We start from the raw sequence: 15,879 nt of genomic DNA on the forward strand, positions 1-15,879 counted from the left end.
CTTGTTTTCGTGTAGGCGTCTGGCATCGGCATCCGGCATCGAGGCGCGCCTGAGCTTCGGAACGGCTGCAACCCGGGAAGTCTGTCGATGCTCAAGCTGCGCTCTTTTCTTTTCAATACGCTGTTTTATCTCAATCTGATTGTCCGCATGATCGTGCTCACGCCGATCTATTTCATCCTGCCGCGCAGAATAGCCTATGAAATCCCCAAGAACTGGGCGCGATCCAACCATTGGCTGATGAAGACCATTGTCGGCACCACCTTCGAGATCGAGGGGCTGGAAAACATTCCCGAAACCGGCTGTATCTTCGCCCCCAAACACCAGTCCTTCTGGGACACCTATGCGCTGCTGCCCAACCTTCCCGATCCGGTCTATATTCTGAAGCGCGAGCTTTTGTGGATCCCGCTGTTCGGCTGGTATGCGATGAAGCAGCGCATGATCCCGGTCAACCGCGCCGCGCGCGGCAAGGTGATGCTGAAGGTCATGGAGCGGGCGAGAGAGGAGATGGCGGCTGGCCGCGAACTCATAATCTATCCCGAAGGCACGCGCCGGCCACCGGGCGCTGAGCCCGAATATCGTTATGGCATCGCACGTCTTTACCGCGAGCTCAAAGTCCCCGTCATTCCGGTCGCCATGCATCCCGGCCTCTTCTGGCCACGCCGCTCGACAATGCGTTATCCCGGCCATTTCAAGGTGCGGATCTTGCCGGCCATCGAGCCGGGACTGGACCCGGACGTGTTTTTCAAGACATTGATCGAGGTGACGGAAAAGGCGAGCGACGAGTTGCTGTTGGAGACCGCGCGCAACAATCCGCACCTGCCGCTGCCACCGACCGCCGTGAAGCGTATCGCAGAACTTCAGGGGCAAGACACTCCCGCCGGCTAAACCGCGATCGTGCCGACACTGGCGGCAATGCTTTCCAGCAGCGTGTCGCGAATACCCATATCCTGCAGATGCTGCACGGTATTGAAGACGTAATCGGTATTCGGGCCGGACCGGCCCGATGCGGCAGCCACGATCGTGGCCGCTTCCGCGACACCCAGACCACCAATATACTGCTCGTGGGCGGGATCGGCCACATAGGTCACGGCACTGCCGCGCGTGCCATCGGCGAGCGCAATGGCAACGACGCGTTCCTTGTAGACATTCGTTACCAGCTCGCGCTCGCGCAGATAGGCCATGACCGGACCATGGTCCGCTCCGCGCACGCGAAAGGCAACGCCGAGGCAGGAGCCGCCGCGCTCCAGACCGAGAACAAGGCCGGGCTTTTCCTCAGTGCCGCGGTACACATTTGAACTGATGCAGAGGGAGCGTCGATAACCGTGCAGCCGCGCCTGCTGCCTTTCCTCAAAGGCAAAGCCCGGGTTCCACATCAACGAACCGTAGCCAAAGACCCAAAAATCGTCCATATCCCAAGCCAAATCGAATTTATCTGAAGTCTGTTCATCGGAGATCAATATGGCATCGTCAAGCCAATCCGGCACGGTCAAAAAATTCCTCTGGCTTGGTATCGCCGTCGTGCTGGTTATCGGACTTTACACGGCCGGGTGGTTTTATGCCGCCGACAAGCTGAAGCAGACGGTTCTGAACGTCATCTCGCCTTCGCAGGCCAGAAACGTCAGCGGCGAATGCGGCGACATTGCCTTCAAGGGTTATCCGTTCCGCATCGGCCTTTTCTGCTCCAAGGTAACGGTGGACGACAAGCAGAATGGCGTTTCAGCCTCGTTCGGAGAATTGCGTTCCGCAGCGCAGGTCTACAATCCCGGCCACATTGTCTGGGAACTGGATGCACCGGCTGAAATCCGCACCGCGCATGGTCTGACGGTTTCTGCCGTCTGGCAGAACATGCAGTCGAGCATCGTCACCAAGCTTAGGGGTATCGACCGTACCTCGCTTGTCATTGACGGCCTGAAGGCTCAGGCGGTTTCCACCGTTACCGGCCAGACGATCGATTTCGATGCCGCCAAGACGGAAATGCATCTGCGCCAGAACGGCGCCGATCTAGACGGCGCGATAACGTTGACCGACTCGTCAACCGTCATCAAGGATTGGCCGCAACTTCTGCCGCGCCTCAACGCCATCGCCGATGTCACCCTTGCCGGCAAGGCGGGTATGGTAGACGGCAGCGATACGGCCGGGCTTTACGGTGCGAGCGGCGAGCTTCGCCGGCTGGTCGCTGATATCGGCGAAGGCCGCACCATGCGTATCAGCGGCCCTTTCTCCTTCGATAATGAGGGCTATCTCTCCGGCCAGTTCAAGCTGGAGATCGAAAAGCTTGACGCCTGGTCGGACAATGCCAAGCAGGCGTTTCCGCAGCTGCAATCCACCATCGATACCGCCCGCAAAATGCTCCGCGCACTCGCCGGCGGCGGCGACAGGGCGTCCGTCGACCTCGTGGTGGATCGCGGCCGCGCCACCGTCAGCGGTTTCATTCCGTTGGGGAAGATCCCGCCGATTTAACAGAGAGCTTTTGTAAAAAACACCTCAGCGGCATCCTGAATTTTTGAAAGATGCAGGATGCCGGCTTCTTTGTATCCATTGCGACGATGCCACATCTGCGGTTCCCGCTCGTCCTGCTGGCTGGACGTCATCACCAGTGAGGCACCCTGCTCACGCATCAGAGTTTCCCAAAAAACTGTAAGCGTTGCGCCGACGCCATGTCCCCGAAACTCGGGAACGACGCGGATCATGTCCATGTAGGGAATCTTGCCCCAGAACATCGAGAACCGCAGAAAACCGACTAGAATCGTATCTTCTTTCGCGACGAGACATTCGCGGCGTCCGACGCAACGCCGCAACCAATCCTCATCGATCCATTTGTCTTCCCGCAGCAGCCATTCGATATCGTCATCCGTCGCCGCCGATATCAATACCACTTCAGCGCCCTACTTCTTCTGATCCAGCGCGTGACGCCCAAAGTCAGGCGTATCGACGTCCTGACCGGCCTCGATGATGGAGCGGCGGATGGAGCGTGTGCGGGAAAACAGTTCGAACAGCTTGTCGCCCTCCCCCCAGCGGATCGCCCTTTGCAGCGAAGCAAGGTCTTCCGAGAACCGTGCCAGCATTTCGAGGATGGCATCCTTGTTGTGCAGGCAGACATCGCGCCACATGGTGGGGTCCGAGGCGGCGAGACGCGTGAAATCTCGGAAGCCGGAAGCGGAATATTTGATGACTTCCGACTCGGTTACCGTCTCCAGATCATCCGCCGTGCCGACGATGTTGTAGGCGATGATGTGCGGCAGATGCGAGACGATCGCCAGAACCTTGTCGTGGTGTTCGGCATCCATTTCATCGACGCGCGAACCGAGCGCCCGCCAGAAATCCTTGAGCCTTTCCAGCGCCTCCGCATCCGTGCCCGGCAGCGGCGTGAAGATGCACCAGCGCTCGCGGAAAAGACCGGAAAAACCGGCATCCGGGCCGGATTTTTCCGTACCCGCCAGCGGATGGCCGGGAATGAAATGCACATTGTCAGGCATATGCGGCGCCATCTGCGCGATGACAGAGGCCTTGGTAGAGCCGACATCGGTGACGATGGCGCCGGGCTTCAGATGCGGCGCCATCTGCTCGGCAACCGCCCCGGATGAACCGACCGGCACTGAAACGATGACAAGATCAGCATCCCTGACGGCCTGCGCGGCGGATGTCGTATACTCGCTTCCAAGCGCCAGTTCCTCTGCCCGCTTCAGCGTTTCCGCGCTGCGGGTGGAAATCGTGACATGCCGGGCAAGACCCAGTTCCTTGATGTCGCGCGCAATAGACGAGCCGATCAGGCCGATGCCAACAAGCGCGATGCGCTCAAACATGATCTCGCCCATTACGCCTGCCCCATGAACTCGGTGAGCGCGGCGATGACGCCAAGATTGGCTTCTTCCGAACCAACCGTCATACGCAAGGCATTGGGGAAACCGTAACCGCGCACGGCACGCAGGATATAACCGCGGCGGCTCAGGAAGTCGTCCGCATCTGGTGCACGCTTGCCATCCTGGTCCGGGAAATGGATGAGGACAAAGTTGGTGACTGATGGCGTGACCGTGAGGCCGAGACTAGTGAAGACCGTCGTGAGTTTTTCCAGCCAGAGCGTGTTGTGAGAGATCGCCTTTTCCAGGAATGCCTGATCGCGGATGGCCGCGGCACCCGCTGCGATCGCCGGCGCGCTCATGTTGAACGGACCACGCACCCGGTTCAGCGCATCGATGATGGCGGCCGGACCATACATCCAGCCGACGCGCAGTGCGGCCAGACCGTAAACCTTGGAGAAGGTGCGCGTCATCACCACGTTGCGGTTGCCAGACACCAGCTCGAGACCGGCCTCGTAGTCGTTCTTGCGTACATATTCGGCATAAGCCGCATCAAGCACGAGCACGACATGTTTCGGCAGACCAGCCTGAAGGCGGCGGATTTCCGCGACCGGAACATAGGTGCCGGTGGGATTGCCGGGATTGGCGATGAAAACCATCTTCGTCCTTGGCGTGACGGCGGCGAGAATGGCGTCCACATCGACGGCGCAATCCTTTTCCTTCACCGTCACCGGCGTTGCGCCCGCACCCATGATCTGGATCTTGTAGACGAGGAAACCGTGTTCGGTGATGATCGCCTCATCGCCCGTACCCAGATAGACGTGGCAGAGCAGCCCAAGAAGCTCATCCGAGCCGTTACCGCACATGATATTCGCTATGTTGAGGCCATGCACGTCTGCAATCGCCTGACGCAGCGCAATCGCCTGTCCGTCGGGATAGATTTCCAGATGGCTGGCGGTGGCGGCGAATGCCTCGATCGCCTTCGGGCTTGGCCCGAGCGGCGTTTCGTTGGAGGAGAGCTTATAAACCTTCGCGACGCCATCCACATGTTCCTTGCCGGGAACATAAGCGGCGATGTCCAGAATACCGGGACGCGGACGAGGTTGGCTAAGCTCTGCACTCATTTGATCGACCTTCGGAAATGCGCCGGGGACCCCGGCAAAAGCAATGCCGGAGGCATTAGACCGGAATGGCCCCTTTGTCGAGGGTCAGCGCGGCTTTCCGTGCTTTGCGGCGGTGCGGGTGGTGGGCACACCCTGAGGCGCCAGGACCGGCACGAAAACCCGGCGTGAGGCGCGCTGGGTAACGGGCAATCCCTGATAGAGACGTTTCTGTGCCTCAACCACGATAACGCCGGAAAACAGCGGCCAGAGCCTGCGGCCGGTAAGCTCAAGGTATCGGCGGAATTTCAGTACCGGGCGGCTGGTGGTGGGCGGAAAGAACAGCGCTTCGGCGCTTGCCCCCGGCGTAAAATTGGTCTCGCGCAGAAGCGCCGTCAACTGCCCGCGCGAATAGGGCCGGCCCGAGCCGAAAGGTGTGTGTTCCATGCGTGCCCAGACCCCACGCCTGTTCGGCACCACGATCACCAGACGCCCGCCGGGCGCCAGCACCCGCCAGAGTTCTTTCAGGGTTTCGCGCGGATTTTCGGCAAATTCCAGAGCATGCACCATCAACACCCGGTCTATCGACGAATCGGGTAGCGGCAGCTCCTCGTCAAACACCAGCGCCGTGGAGGAAAGCTCGCCTGCCGGCCAGTTCACCGCTCCCTGCCCCGCCGGCATGAAGGCAAAGGTGCGCTCCGTGTCATGACGGAACCGCTCCAGAAACGGCACGGCGTAACCGAGGCCGACCAGCCTTTCCTCCGGCAAAGGCGGCCAGAGCGATGAAAGCGCCATGGTGATCGCCTGCTCGGCCGAGCGGCCAAGCGGGGAATGATAGAATTCGCGCAGATCGACGATATCGGTGTTCATGGACGAGAATGTAGCATCAGGCGGTTGGACTTCAAGGCGTCTGCGCCTACATTGAAATTCAGGCGGACAAATGCGCCGGCTAAGGCCGGCAAATGGAGAGGACCACGATGAAACCTTTGGAAATAGACGTCTTTCTTTGCCGCAGTGATAATTTTGGCGTTCTGCTGCACGATCCAGAAAGCGGGGCGACCGCCGCGATCGATGCGCCGGAGGAAGGCCCCATCCTGCAGGCTCTTCATGGGCATGGCTGGAAGCTCACACATATCTTCACCACCCATCACCATCAGGACCATGTGGAAGCCAATCTGGCGCTGAAGGACAAATTCCAGTGCGAAATACATGGCCCACATGATGAGGCGATTGCGATCCCCGGTCTCGACCGTTCCCAGGCCGATGGCGACGAGTTCGAATTTGCAGGACGGCGCGTTCAGGTCATTGCCACACCCGGTCATACGGCGGGGCATATCTGCTACTACCTTCCCGATGACGGCCTGCTGTTTGCAGCCGATACGCTGTTCGCCATGGGTTGCGGTCGCCTGTTCGAACGTACGGCAACAGATATGTGGCACTCTTTCCAGAAGTTAATGGCGCTGCCGGATGACACGAAAGTCTATTTCGGCCACGAATATACACTTTCGAATGCCCGTTTCGCGCTCACCGTCGATCCTGATAACGCGGCTCTAATCGAGCGCGCCGAAAGCGTCGAAAAGGCGCGGCAGGCGAATGAATTCACCATTCCCACCACCATCGGGCTGGAAAAACAGACCAACCCTTATATGCGGGTGGCCGATGCCGGCATCCGCAGTCATCTTGGCCTTGAAGGCGCAACCGATGCCGAAGTCTTTGCCGAAATCCGCACACGCAAGGACAATTTCTGATGGGCGCCGATCTGTCTTCGGCAGCGATCATTCGCGAACTGGAACTGGAGCCGCACCCCGAGGGCGGCTTTTACCACCAGACATTTCGCGACAAGGCAGGTGGTGAGCGCGGCCATTCGACGGCGATCTATTATCTTCTGGAAAAGGGGACGCGCTCGCACTGGCATCGCGTCACCGATGCGGTGGAGGTCTGGCACTATTATGCCGGCGCTCCGATCACCCTGCATCTTTCCGAAGATGGCAGGGAGGTACAGACCTTTACCCTCGGCCCCGACATTCTGGAAGGCGAGCGCCCGCAGGTGATCGTGCCTGCCAATTGCTGGCAATCGGCCGAAAGCCTCGGCGACTTCACCCTCGTCGGCTGCACCGTCTCGCCGGGTTTCGCCTTTTCAAGCTTCGTGATGGCCGAACCCGGATGGTCGCCGGGCGATACCCCATAACTACATCAACCGCCATATTTGGTGGCGGTGATGTAGACTTGGCCTACCCGCGTCGGAATGACGGCGTAGACCGGGGCATAGACATCCATATTGTCGGATTTGGCGAACCATATCTCCATGGAAATGGATTTCAGGTATTCGATATCCTTGCGGCCCTGGCGATAACCCGACTTTGGCACGTAACGCGCCTTGCAGACCACGGCATCGCCGCTGAAGCCATTCGTCTTGAAGGGCTTGGTGCCGCTGGGGCTCAACACCAGATCCAGCCGCGATTCGCCGTCATAGATCGGCAGGCGCGACGGGCAGATGCGGCCGCCGGCGGGAATGATGAGGCCAGAGATTGGATCGAGGACGGAGCGCAGGTCGCCGTCCTTCACATTCACCCAATTGTCCGGCCGCGCCTTCGGCTCCGGTTTCACCGTCGTCGATGTGACGTTGCCGTTACGATAGACCACATCATAGGTCCGCACCCGCTTGCCATCCTTGTAAACAAGCGAATATGTATTCGCCTGCAGCCGATGGCCGCGTTTGGCACCCGAAATCGTCGTCTTGCCGGAAATATCCGCCAGAACGCTTGCAAGCCCTGCTGAGCTGAAGGAACCGGAAATCGAATAGTTCGGGCCGTTCATGCGAGTCGAAAAACTCGCCTTGGCAATTGGTAGAATACCGAGATTGATGCTGTATTCGCTTGTATGGCGGGCTTCGGCGGCGAGCGAGGGAGATACGCCTGCAAACGCCATTGTCACAGCCATGAAAATGCTTTTTCCTCTGGCAATCATTTGGATATCACCTTAAAAGAGGCGCGGAAGCGGCCTTATGGGGCGATCATATACGCCGACTTGTGGCAATAAAAAAGCGGATGCCGGTTGAAAACGCCGGAATTTCCTTTCATTTGCTCGCGAGCGGCTTGACTGTTAAGTCCCGTCTGACTATAGAACCGCAACTTTCCAATCATGGCCAGTTGGATTGCCACCACGGTTTTGCCGGTGGCGAGCCAGTGGTGAAACAGACAAACGAAATAGGTGTACCCATGTCCCGTGTATGCGAATTGACCGGCAAGGGCGTCCAGACGGGCAACAACGTCAGCCACGCCAACAACAAGACCAAGCGCCGGTTCCTTCCGAACCTCTGCCAGGTTACGTTGATCTCCGATGCTCTCGGCCAGCGTTTCCGCCTGCGTGTTTCCGCAGCAGCTCTGCGCTCCGTTGAACATCGTGGCGGCCTCGATGCCTTCCTTCTGAAGTCCGGCGAAAACGAACTGAGCATGCGCGCTCGTCTCCTGCGCCGCCAGATCGCCAAGAAGACGGCCGAAGCTGCTTAATTAGCGGTTTCGACATCACTGATATTCAGAAGGCTTGAATGGCTTTTGCCGCTCAAGCCTTTTGCTTGTTCTAATTCGGCTCCAACTGGTGGCATCACCCAGGATAAAAAAATGCCCTACCTGCGCTACACGCTCATTTACGTTGTGCTGATGACACTGGTGGTCGTCGCGTCCAATATTCTGGTGCAATACCCGCTTTCCGGATCGCTGTTCGGCGTCAATCTCGGCGATCTTTTGACCTGGGGTGCCTTTACCTATCCGGTCGCCTTCCTCGTCACAGACCTTACAAACCGCCAGTTCGGCCCGTCAGTCGCGCGCCGCGTCGTACTTGCCGGTTTTATTGTTGGTGTCACACTGTCCTTCTGGACCTCGATCCCGCGTATCGCCGTTGCCTCCGGCACCGCCTATCTGATTGGCCAGCTGCTCGATATTTCCGTATTCAACCGCCTGCGCCGCCAGCGCTGGTGGCACGCACCGCTTGCCGGCTCCATGCTGGGTTCGGTGCTGGATACCGCGCTGTTCTTCTCCATCGCCTTTGCTGCGAGTTTCTCCTTCGTCGGTCCCAACGATGCCTTCGCCATTGAAAATGCCCCCGTGCTCGGCATCTTCGCTCTGGAGGCACCGCGCTGGATTTCCTGGGCGCTCGGCGACCTGTCAGTGAAGATCCTCGTTGGCCTCGTGATGCTCCTGCCCTACGGCGCACTGATGAACACGCTGAAGCCGATGCCAAAGGTCGCCAAATCGGGCTGACACCATTGTCATCCAGGTTTAAGGCTGGGGTGGGAGCGTGGATCGAATCGCGCTTGCAAACCAGCCTACTGCGTTGCAGTCTGCGGTCCGTGGCACAGCTCAGAGGCAGGCAGATATGCAGATCAATGACGTTATCGATATTGTGGAGGCCGCCAGCGCCACGCTTTCAGGCTCCAGCTTCAACGACGTCAATCTGTCGGGTACGGTGTTCAACGACGTCAACCTCGCCGGAACCAGCTTCAACCAGATCAACTTTTCCGGCGCGTCATTTACCGACAGCAACATGTCCGGCTGGTCGATCGACGACGTTAATCTTTCCGGTCTGAAACTGAGCAACGCCAACCTGTCCGGCGCGCAGATAACAGGATGCCGAATGACAGGGATGAAGATCGACGGCATTCCCGTCGAGGATCTGATGGCTGCCTACAAGGCGGCGCAGCAGGTGTGAACCTTCACTCCACCAGCTTGAATTCCAACATCAGATTGCGCTGGAGAAATGAGTGATTGTCATCGGAAACGATGATGAGGCGCGTGGAACCATCAGGCCCCTTCACCACATCCATGCCTTCCATATTATCGATCTGGTAGACCATGCCTGCTTCCAGCAGGATTTCGCCATCCACCACCGCGCCCGGCCTGATATTGGCAGCCTTGATGCGGCGGATGCGCATCCCCACCCCTTCAGCGAAATTGAAGCGGCGCTCTAGAAGCAGCAGGTCGCCATCGGGCAGGAAAGCGCCGTCCGTCACGTCGAATGAGGGGTGATGGGTGACCGCGAATGTGCCCTTCAACGGGCCTTCCAGTATGGCGGCAAGAAGATTGCCGTCGGCATCGATGCTTTTCTCAGCCACCACGACAAGGGCACCGCCAAGCGGCGAATCGGCCGGCGAGACCGCAAGGGCCTCCATGCCGCCATTGTGGCGTAGTTCGCTGTTGGGAATGAGATGAGGCAGGCGGCTGAGCGGCTTTGAGGTCTCGAACCCCGGATCGGGATAGGCATCGATCCTGTGCCGCTGCTCGTAGCTGACGAATACCTTGCCATCCCGCAGCGCCAGACCTTCCGCATCCATTTCCATCTTGCGGGAAGGTTCACGGCCGCTGGCATCCAGCATGGCAGTGATACGCACGTCAGCCAACCCGGACAGCGCGCCCGACGGGCCGCGTGCGATCTTGCCCGTGAGCCAGTGGCCGGTATCCAGCACAGCAACGAATTCCTGCCCGTTTGGGCGAAAGCGGATGGAGGATATGGCACCGAATAGTTTTTCCGGCGTGCTCATCACCATGCCGCCGATAAATTCCAGCTTGCCGAAACGCTTGGCGCTGGTGCCAACCTCGAAGCCTGACAACAGACGAACGCTGACCGGAACATCGATGGTCGACGCGCCGATGGGAACCGGAACAAGCGCTGCGACCGCAAGAACTGCAGCCATCGCCAGCGATTTACAGGAAAGAAAAGCCCGGCCCCGCTTATCCCGCACGGCGAACCTTGCGGGACGAGCTGACGGTATTGGTATCCTCGAAGAGAGCAGCAAGCTGTTCGGTCATCGCGCCAGCCAGTTCGTCCGCATCCACGATCGTCACGGCACGACGGTAATAACGCGTCACATCATGGCCGATACCGATCGCCAGAAGCTCCACCGGCGAACGTGTCTCGATCTGTTCGATAACGGCGCGCAGGTGCCGCTCCAGATAATTGCCCGCATTGACCGACAGCGTCGAATCGTCCACCGGCGCACCGTCCGAAATCATCATCATGATCTTGCGCTGCTCGGGGCGGCCGATCAGGCGGTTATGCGCCCACATCAGCGCTTCGCCGTCAATGTTTTCCTTCAGCAGGCCTTCACGCATCATCAGGCCAAGATTGCGCCGTGCACGCCGCCAGGGTGCATCCGCCGACTTGTAGATGATATGGCGCAAATCATTGAGCCGACCCGGCGAGCCGGGTTTGCCGCTGGCCAGCCATTGCTCGCGCGACTGACCGCCCTTCCACGCCTTGGTGGTGAAGCCGAGAATCTCCACCTTCACACCCGACCGTTCCAGCGTACGCGCAAGAATATCGGCGCAGGTGGCCGCAACCGTGATCGGGCGGCCACGCATCGAACCCGAATTGTCGATGACGAGCGAAACCACCGTGTCGCGGAACTTGGTGTCGCGCTCCTTCTTGAAGGAGAGCGGCTGCATGGGATCGATGATAAGCCGCACGAGGCGAGCCGGATCGAGATAACCCTCTTCCAGATCGAAATCCCACGAACGGTTCTGCTGCGCCATCAGGCGGCGCTGCAGCCGGTTCGCCAGACGTCCGACGGCGCCCTGAAGATGGGCGAGCTGTTTGTCGAGAAACGCGCGCAGGCGGTCAAGCTCCGCCTCGTCGCACAGTTCCTCGGCGTGGATTTCCTCGTCGAATTCCTGGGTGAAGATGCGGTAGTCGACCTTCTCGTTGAAATCGTCGAAGGGGCTGTTGGGGCGGCGGGTCTCGCCGGGCGTCTCGGAATCCTCATCGAGATCGTCGGACATTTCCTCGTCCGACATCTCGGCGCCGTCCATCTCGCCTTCTTCCATCTCCTCCTGCGAGGCCTCGCTTTCATCAGCGGGCGTCGCATCGGAACCGGCTTCTTCCTCGACCTGTTCTTCTTCGGTCTCGTTGGTGCGCGGCTGCTCTTCGTCGGATTCTGCCTCCTGGCTTTCCGGCTCGTTATCGTCGTCGCCGAATTCCTCCGCCATCTGCATGGAGGTCAGCATCTTGCGCACCAGCCGCGAAAAAGCCTTCTGGTCGCCAATCACCTTGGAGAGGTCGCTCAAGTCGCCGGCGGCCTTGTCCTCGATGAAGTCGCGCCACAGGTCGAGAACCTTGCCGGCACTGGCCGGTGGCTTTTCGCCGGTCAGCTTCTCGCGCACCAAAAGGGCGACGGCTTCGGCAAGCGGTGCATCGTCCTTCGTGTTGATGCCCGAAAAATTCGCCTTGGCATATTTTTCCGTGTTCATCGCCTGAATGTTGGAGGCCATGCCCGGCATGCGCAGTGCACCGATGGATTCCACCCGCGCCTGCTCAACAGCGTCAAAGATCAACCGCGCCTCGGCACCCTGCGGCGACATCACCGCATGGGTGTCAGCGTCATGGCAGGCAAGGCGAAGCGCCATGGAATCGCCAAGGCCACGGGTGACGGCAATTTCCTGCGCGGTGGGTTTCTTGGAAATTTCCGGCAGGCGCATGCGCTCTCCGGCAAGGCCAGGCCGCTCATTGGCGAAAACGACCTCAACCTCTGCATCGCCGGCAACCGATCGCACACATCCGGCAATCGCCTGACGCAACGGTTCGGTATCGACCGCCGTACCCGGTTTTGCTCTGGAATTGTCGCCGCGCGCTGCCATTGTCTTTCCTGTCAGTTGTCGACGCTTCGGAGCCGCCCATCCAAGGATGCGCGGCCCGCCGGCGTCTTCAAGTCATCGGTGATGTTCTCCGGACAAGCCGGGGAAGATCAGGCGCTGAGAACGATGTTCGCAGCACTTTCCTTCAGCTCGACGCCGAAAGCCCGCTGATATTGTTCGGCAACCAGCGTGCGCTCCAGTTCGTCGCACTTGTTGAGGAAGGTCACGCGGAACGCAAAGGCGAGATCGCCAAAGATTTCCGCATTTTCCGCCCAGGTAATGACGGTACGCGGGCTCATGACCGTGGAAAGGTCGCCGTTGACGAAGGCCGAACGGGTAAGATCGGCCACACGCACCATCTTGGAGACGGTTTCGCGACCCTTCGGGTTGTTGAGGCTCTTTACCTTGGCGGCAATGATGTTCACTTCCTGCTCATGCGGCAGGTAGTTCAGCGTGGTGACGATGGACCAGCGGTCCATCTGCGCCTGGTTGATCTGCTGCGTGCCGTGGTAAAGGCCCGTCGTGTCGCCGAGGCCGACCGTGTTGGCGGTCGCAAAAATGCGGAAGGCGGGGTGAGGACGGATAACGCGGCTCTGGTCGAGCAGCGTCAGGCGGCCCGAGGATTCCAGCACGCGCTGGATGACGAACATCACGTCCGGGCGACCGGCATCGTATTCGTCGAAGACCAGCGCGACATTGTGCTGGTAGGCCCAGGGCAAAATGCCGTCCTTGAATTCGGTGACCTGCTTGCCGTCTTTAAGAACGATGGCGTCCTTGCCGACGAGGTCGATACGGCTGACGTGGCTGTCAAGATTGACGCGCACGCAGGGCCAGTTCAGGCGGGCAGCTACCTGCTCAATGTGGGTGGACTTGCCCGTGCCGTGAAAGCCGGAAACCATGACGCGTCGGTTGTGAGCAAAACCGGCAAGAATAGCGAGCGTCGTATCGCGGTCGAAAAGATAGTCGGGATCAAGGTCGGGCACATAGGCGTCGCCCTGCGAATAGGCGGGAACCCGCAGATCCGTATCAATGCCGAAAACCTCCCGCACGGACACCGTCGTGTCGGGCAGGTTGGAAATATCAAGGTCGATTTTGCTCATCACGTCTCCAAGGCGGGCGGCGGCCACCCGGCCACATCATCAATCAGGCGGTAAACACGAACGTTGGCTTAGCAGAAACCTGACTGCTTTAACAATTGATATGCTTGAACAACAGCCCGAAAACGTTCTTCCGAGCCGCGATCGCCACCATTAGCATCAGGATGGTGCTTTTTGACAAGCTCCTTATAGCGCCTTTTTATCTCTTCCTGCTTTGCACCCGCAGAAAGGCCGAGCGTATCGAAGGCTTTCGCCTCCAGCGTCTTCAACTTGCGGTCCTGCTGCAGGCGCTGGCCGCCGGCCTTTGCCCCGTTTGCAAAACCATTCGTGAAGCCAAAAGGATCGCGGATGCGGGCATTGGCCGCGCCCGCCGCGCCGGAACGCAGCGTGGAGTGCAGCGGGCTGTCGCGCGCAGTCTTGTTCACGCCAACCGTCCAGGTGGGACGATGGCCGGTGATCGCTTCCTTCTGGTAACGGGCGATCTCGGTGTCAGACAGGCCGGAGAAATAATTATAGCCCTTATTGTATTCCTTCACATGCTCGAAACAGAACAGGAAGAATTGCCCCTCGGCATTGCGGCCGACAGGTGCACGGTGAGCGCCCGGCTTGTCGCATCCGTCCCACTGGCAGGTCGGGGCCTGAACCTCAGGTTCCCTGTCCCTTTTTCTGCGTGTACGGATGCGGTCGAAATATTTCGAATCCAGTTTCATGATGCCCTGATTATGGGGTGCGAAAAGGCGCACAACAAGAATTGACAAAGCGGAATGTTGCAGGCTTTTAGGTAGCCCCTTTTAAAGACCAGCCAACAGGATTGGAGCCCATCGCATGTCCCTGCGAGAACGCATAGAAACAAAGCTTCGGCAGAGCTTTTCGCCGGAACGCCTGGTGGTGATCGATGAAAGCCAGATGCATGCCGGCCATCAGCCGGACATAACCGGCACCGGCGAGACGCATATGCGTGTTCAGATAGTGTCTGAAAGCTTCGCAGGCAAGTCACGCATTGAGCGCCACCGGGCGATCAATGCACTTTTGAAACCGGAACTCGACGCCGGGCTGCATGCCCTCGCCATCGAGGCGGCGGCGCCGGGGGAGCCGACGCGGTTCTAGGCAACGCGCGCCTTAAGCCTCAGCCGGGATGCTTTTCCGACAGGAAAGACTGCACCTCGGACGTCGCGACATCGTCGGCCACGAAGGACTGGCCGATGCCGTGAGTTAGGATGAAGGTGAGCTTGCCGCCCTTGACCTTCTTGTCCTGCGCAATTGCCGCCATCAGCATCTCGACCGGCGGCAGTTCACCTGGAATATCCTTCATTGACACTGGCAGACCAACCGCCTTGAGGTGCGCTTCGACGCGCGCGGCATCATCAGGGCTTGCAAGGTTGAGGCGGGCGGAAAACTGGTGCGCCAGCACCATGCCGATGGCGACACCTTCGCCGTGCACCAGCCGCTTGCTGTCATAATTCGTTGCTGCCTCCAGCGCGTGGCCGAATGTGTGGCCGAGGTTCAGAAGGGCGCGTACGCCGTTTTCCTTCTCGTCGGCCACCACCACATCGGCCTTCGCCTGGCAGCTTGTGGCAATCGCCTGGATGCGGGCGGGACCGCCGGTGCGGATTTCATCCCAGTTCTTTTCCAGCCAGAAGAAGAAGTCCGGCTTGTCGATCAAGCCGTATTTCACCACCTCGGCGTAACCGGCGCGGAATTCGCGCTCGCTCAGCGTATCGAGCACCGCCGTATCGGCCAGCACCAGATCGGGCTGATGGAAAACGCCGACAAGGTTCTTGCCTTGGCGGGTATTGATGCCCGTCTTGCCGCCGACGGAGGAATCCACCTGCGACAGAAGCGAGGTCGGTATCTGCACGAAACGCACGCCGCGACGCACGATGCCCGCCGCAAAACCGGCGAGATCGCCGATAACACCGCCGCCAAGTGCAATCACCGCATCGTTGCGCTCCACCCGTGCGGAGAGAACGGCATCGCAAACAGTGACCAGATGTTCGAAGCTCTTGGTCTTCTCGCCTGCGGGCAAGGTCAGCGAAACGGCTTCGATGCCATCCGTCTGCAGGCCGTCCATCAGGCCTTCGAGGTAAAGCGGTGCAACATGCTCGTCAGTGATGATAGCGGCACGCCTGCCCTTCAGCCGCGACGAAATCTCGCCGCCCGCCCTGCCGATCAGGCCCGGTCCGATCAGAATGTCGTAAGCGCGCTCACCGAGCGGCACATGGACAAGACGTTCGTCGGTGTGGATTTCGGAAGGCGTCAT

The 15,879-nt window shown here is 59.5% G+C and carries 19 protein-coding genes; 8 read left to right on the forward strand and 11 right to left on the reverse strand.

What is annotated here, in order from left to right; genetic code table 11:
• The first annotated feature begins 87 nt into the window (after positions 1 to 87).
• The gene (locus FB593_RS11375; RefSeq protein WP_145166574.1) at positions 88 to 885 is read left to right on the forward strand and encodes a lysophospholipid acyltransferase family protein; all 798 of its coding nucleotides are present in this window, start codon (positions 88 to 90) and stop codon (positions 883 to 885) included.
• Here FB593_RS11375 and FB593_RS11380 read toward each other — a convergent pair.
• Positions 882 to 1,409: a gamma-glutamylcyclotransferase gene (locus tag FB593_RS11380; protein ID WP_013761788.1), complete on the reverse strand. Its 528-nt coding sequence runs from the start codon at positions 1,407 to 1,409 to the stop codon at positions 882 to 884. The genes FB593_RS11375 and FB593_RS11380 overlap by 4 nt on opposite strands.
• A 49-nt stretch (positions 1,410 to 1,458) precedes the next feature.
• On the opposite strand from FB593_RS11380, the gene FB593_RS11385 reads away from it, so the two are divergent.
• Complete coding sequence (locus FB593_RS11385; RefSeq protein ID WP_035199628.1) at positions 1,459 to 2,460, forward strand: DUF2125 domain-containing protein; 1,002 nt, start codon at positions 1,459 to 1,461, stop codon at positions 2,458 to 2,460.
• Here FB593_RS11385 and FB593_RS11390 read toward each other — a convergent pair.
• From FB593_RS11390 to FB593_RS11405, 4 genes are all read right to left on the reverse strand, one after another.
• Positions 2,457 to 2,876, reverse strand: coding sequence for a GNAT family N-acetyltransferase (locus tag FB593_RS11390; protein WP_035199629.1), 420 nt, complete (start codon positions 2,874 to 2,876; stop codon positions 2,457 to 2,459). The genes FB593_RS11385 and FB593_RS11390 overlap by 4 nt on opposite strands.
• 9 nt (positions 2,877 to 2,885) lie before the next feature.
• Positions 2,886 to 3,815, reverse strand: a complete 930-nt coding sequence (locus tag FB593_RS11395; RefSeq protein WP_019564873.1) for a prephenate/arogenate dehydrogenase family protein — start codon at positions 3,813 to 3,815, stop codon at positions 2,886 to 2,888.
• A complete protein-coding gene (gene hisC / locus FB593_RS11400) occupies positions 3,815 to 4,921 on the reverse strand; it encodes a histidinol-phosphate transaminase (protein WP_065687914.1) in 1,107 nt (368 codons plus the stop codon). Before hisC ends, FB593_RS11395 begins: the two co-directional genes overlap by 1 nt.
• Before the next feature lie 84 nt (positions 4,922 to 5,005).
• Positions 5,006 to 5,767, reverse strand: coding sequence for a class I SAM-dependent methyltransferase (locus FB593_RS11405; RefSeq protein WP_003511344.1), 762 nt, complete (start codon positions 5,765 to 5,767; stop codon positions 5,006 to 5,008).
• 107 nt (positions 5,768 to 5,874) lie between these two features.
• Here FB593_RS11405 and gloB point away from each other — a divergent pair, with 107 nt between their 5' ends.
• Positions 5,875 to 6,645, forward strand: coding sequence for a hydroxyacylglutathione hydrolase (gloB, locus tag FB593_RS11410; RefSeq protein WP_003511345.1), 771 nt, complete (start codon positions 5,875 to 5,877; stop codon positions 6,643 to 6,645).
• Positions 6,645 to 7,085, forward strand: a complete 441-nt coding sequence (locus tag FB593_RS11415; RefSeq protein ID WP_013761794.1) for a cupin domain-containing protein — start codon at positions 6,645 to 6,647, stop codon at positions 7,083 to 7,085. The genes gloB and FB593_RS11415 overlap by 1 nt, the downstream gene beginning before the upstream one ends.
• Before the next feature lie 5 nt (positions 7,086 to 7,090).
• Here the strand turns inward: FB593_RS11415 and FB593_RS11420 are convergent, their stop codons facing one another.
• A complete protein-coding gene (locus tag FB593_RS11420) occupies positions 7,091 to 7,864 on the reverse strand; it encodes a DUF3108 domain-containing protein (protein WP_013761795.1) in 774 nt (257 codons plus the stop codon).
• A gap of 251 nt (positions 7,865 to 8,115) precedes the next feature.
• Between FB593_RS11420 and rpmB the strand changes: the two genes are divergently transcribed.
• From rpmB to FB593_RS11435, 3 genes are all read left to right on the forward strand, one after another.
• Positions 8,116 to 8,406 carry a 50S ribosomal protein L28 gene (rpmB, locus tag FB593_RS11425; RefSeq protein WP_003509888.1) on the forward strand — a complete coding sequence of 97 codons (291 nt, stop codon included), beginning with the start codon at positions 8,116 to 8,118 and terminating at the stop codon, positions 8,404 to 8,406.
• A gap of 111 nt (positions 8,407 to 8,517) precedes the next feature.
• Positions 8,518 to 9,156, forward strand: a complete 639-nt coding sequence (locus FB593_RS11430) for a queuosine precursor transporter (RefSeq protein ID WP_065687915.1) — start codon at positions 8,518 to 8,520, stop codon at positions 9,154 to 9,156.
• Between the two features lie 115 nt (positions 9,157 to 9,271).
• Positions 9,272 to 9,604 carry a pentapeptide repeat-containing protein gene (locus tag FB593_RS11435; RefSeq protein WP_013761796.1) on the forward strand — a complete coding sequence of 111 codons (333 nt, stop codon included), beginning with the start codon at positions 9,272 to 9,274 and terminating at the stop codon, positions 9,602 to 9,604.
• Between the two features lie 4 nt (positions 9,605 to 9,608).
• Here FB593_RS11435 and FB593_RS11440 read toward each other — a convergent pair whose 3' ends face one another.
• The 4 genes from FB593_RS11440 to FB593_RS11455 form a co-directional block, all read right to left on the reverse strand.
• Complete coding sequence (locus FB593_RS11440; protein WP_065688021.1) at positions 9,609 to 10,586, reverse strand: esterase-like activity of phytase family protein; 978 nt, start codon at positions 10,584 to 10,586, stop codon at positions 9,609 to 9,611.
• 37 nt (positions 10,587 to 10,623) lie between these two features.
• Entirely contained in the window at positions 10,624 to 12,525 is a 1,902-nt protein-coding gene (gene cobT, locus FB593_RS11445) for a cobaltochelatase subunit CobT (protein WP_038494204.1), read from the reverse strand.
• A gap of 107 nt (positions 12,526 to 12,632) precedes the next feature.
• Positions 12,633 to 13,622, reverse strand: coding sequence for a cobaltochelatase subunit CobS (gene cobS / locus FB593_RS11450; RefSeq protein WP_003511352.1), 990 nt, complete (start codon positions 13,620 to 13,622; stop codon positions 12,633 to 12,635).
• Between the two features lie 68 nt (positions 13,623 to 13,690).
• A complete protein-coding gene (locus FB593_RS11455) occupies positions 13,691 to 14,329 on the reverse strand; it encodes a J domain-containing protein (RefSeq protein ID WP_013761799.1) in 639 nt (212 codons plus the stop codon).
• 115 nt (positions 14,330 to 14,444) lie between these two features.
• On the opposite strand from FB593_RS11455, the gene FB593_RS11460 reads away from it, so the two are divergent.
• Positions 14,445 to 14,726 carry a BolA family protein gene (locus tag FB593_RS11460; RefSeq protein WP_019564879.1) on the forward strand — a complete coding sequence of 94 codons (282 nt, stop codon included), beginning with the start codon at positions 14,445 to 14,447 and terminating at the stop codon, positions 14,724 to 14,726.
• 19 nt (positions 14,727 to 14,745) lie between these two features.
• Here the strand turns inward: FB593_RS11460 and aroB are convergent, their stop codons facing one another.
• A complete protein-coding gene (gene aroB / locus FB593_RS11465; RefSeq protein ID WP_003511355.1) occupies positions 14,746 to 15,879 on the reverse strand; it encodes a 3-dehydroquinate synthase in 1,134 nt (377 codons plus the stop codon).

The sequence above is a fragment of the Rhizobium sp. SJZ105 genome (assembly GCF_007828365.1).
Classification (GTDB): domain Bacteria; phylum Pseudomonadota; class Alphaproteobacteria; order Rhizobiales; family Rhizobiaceae; genus Agrobacterium; species Agrobacterium tumefaciens.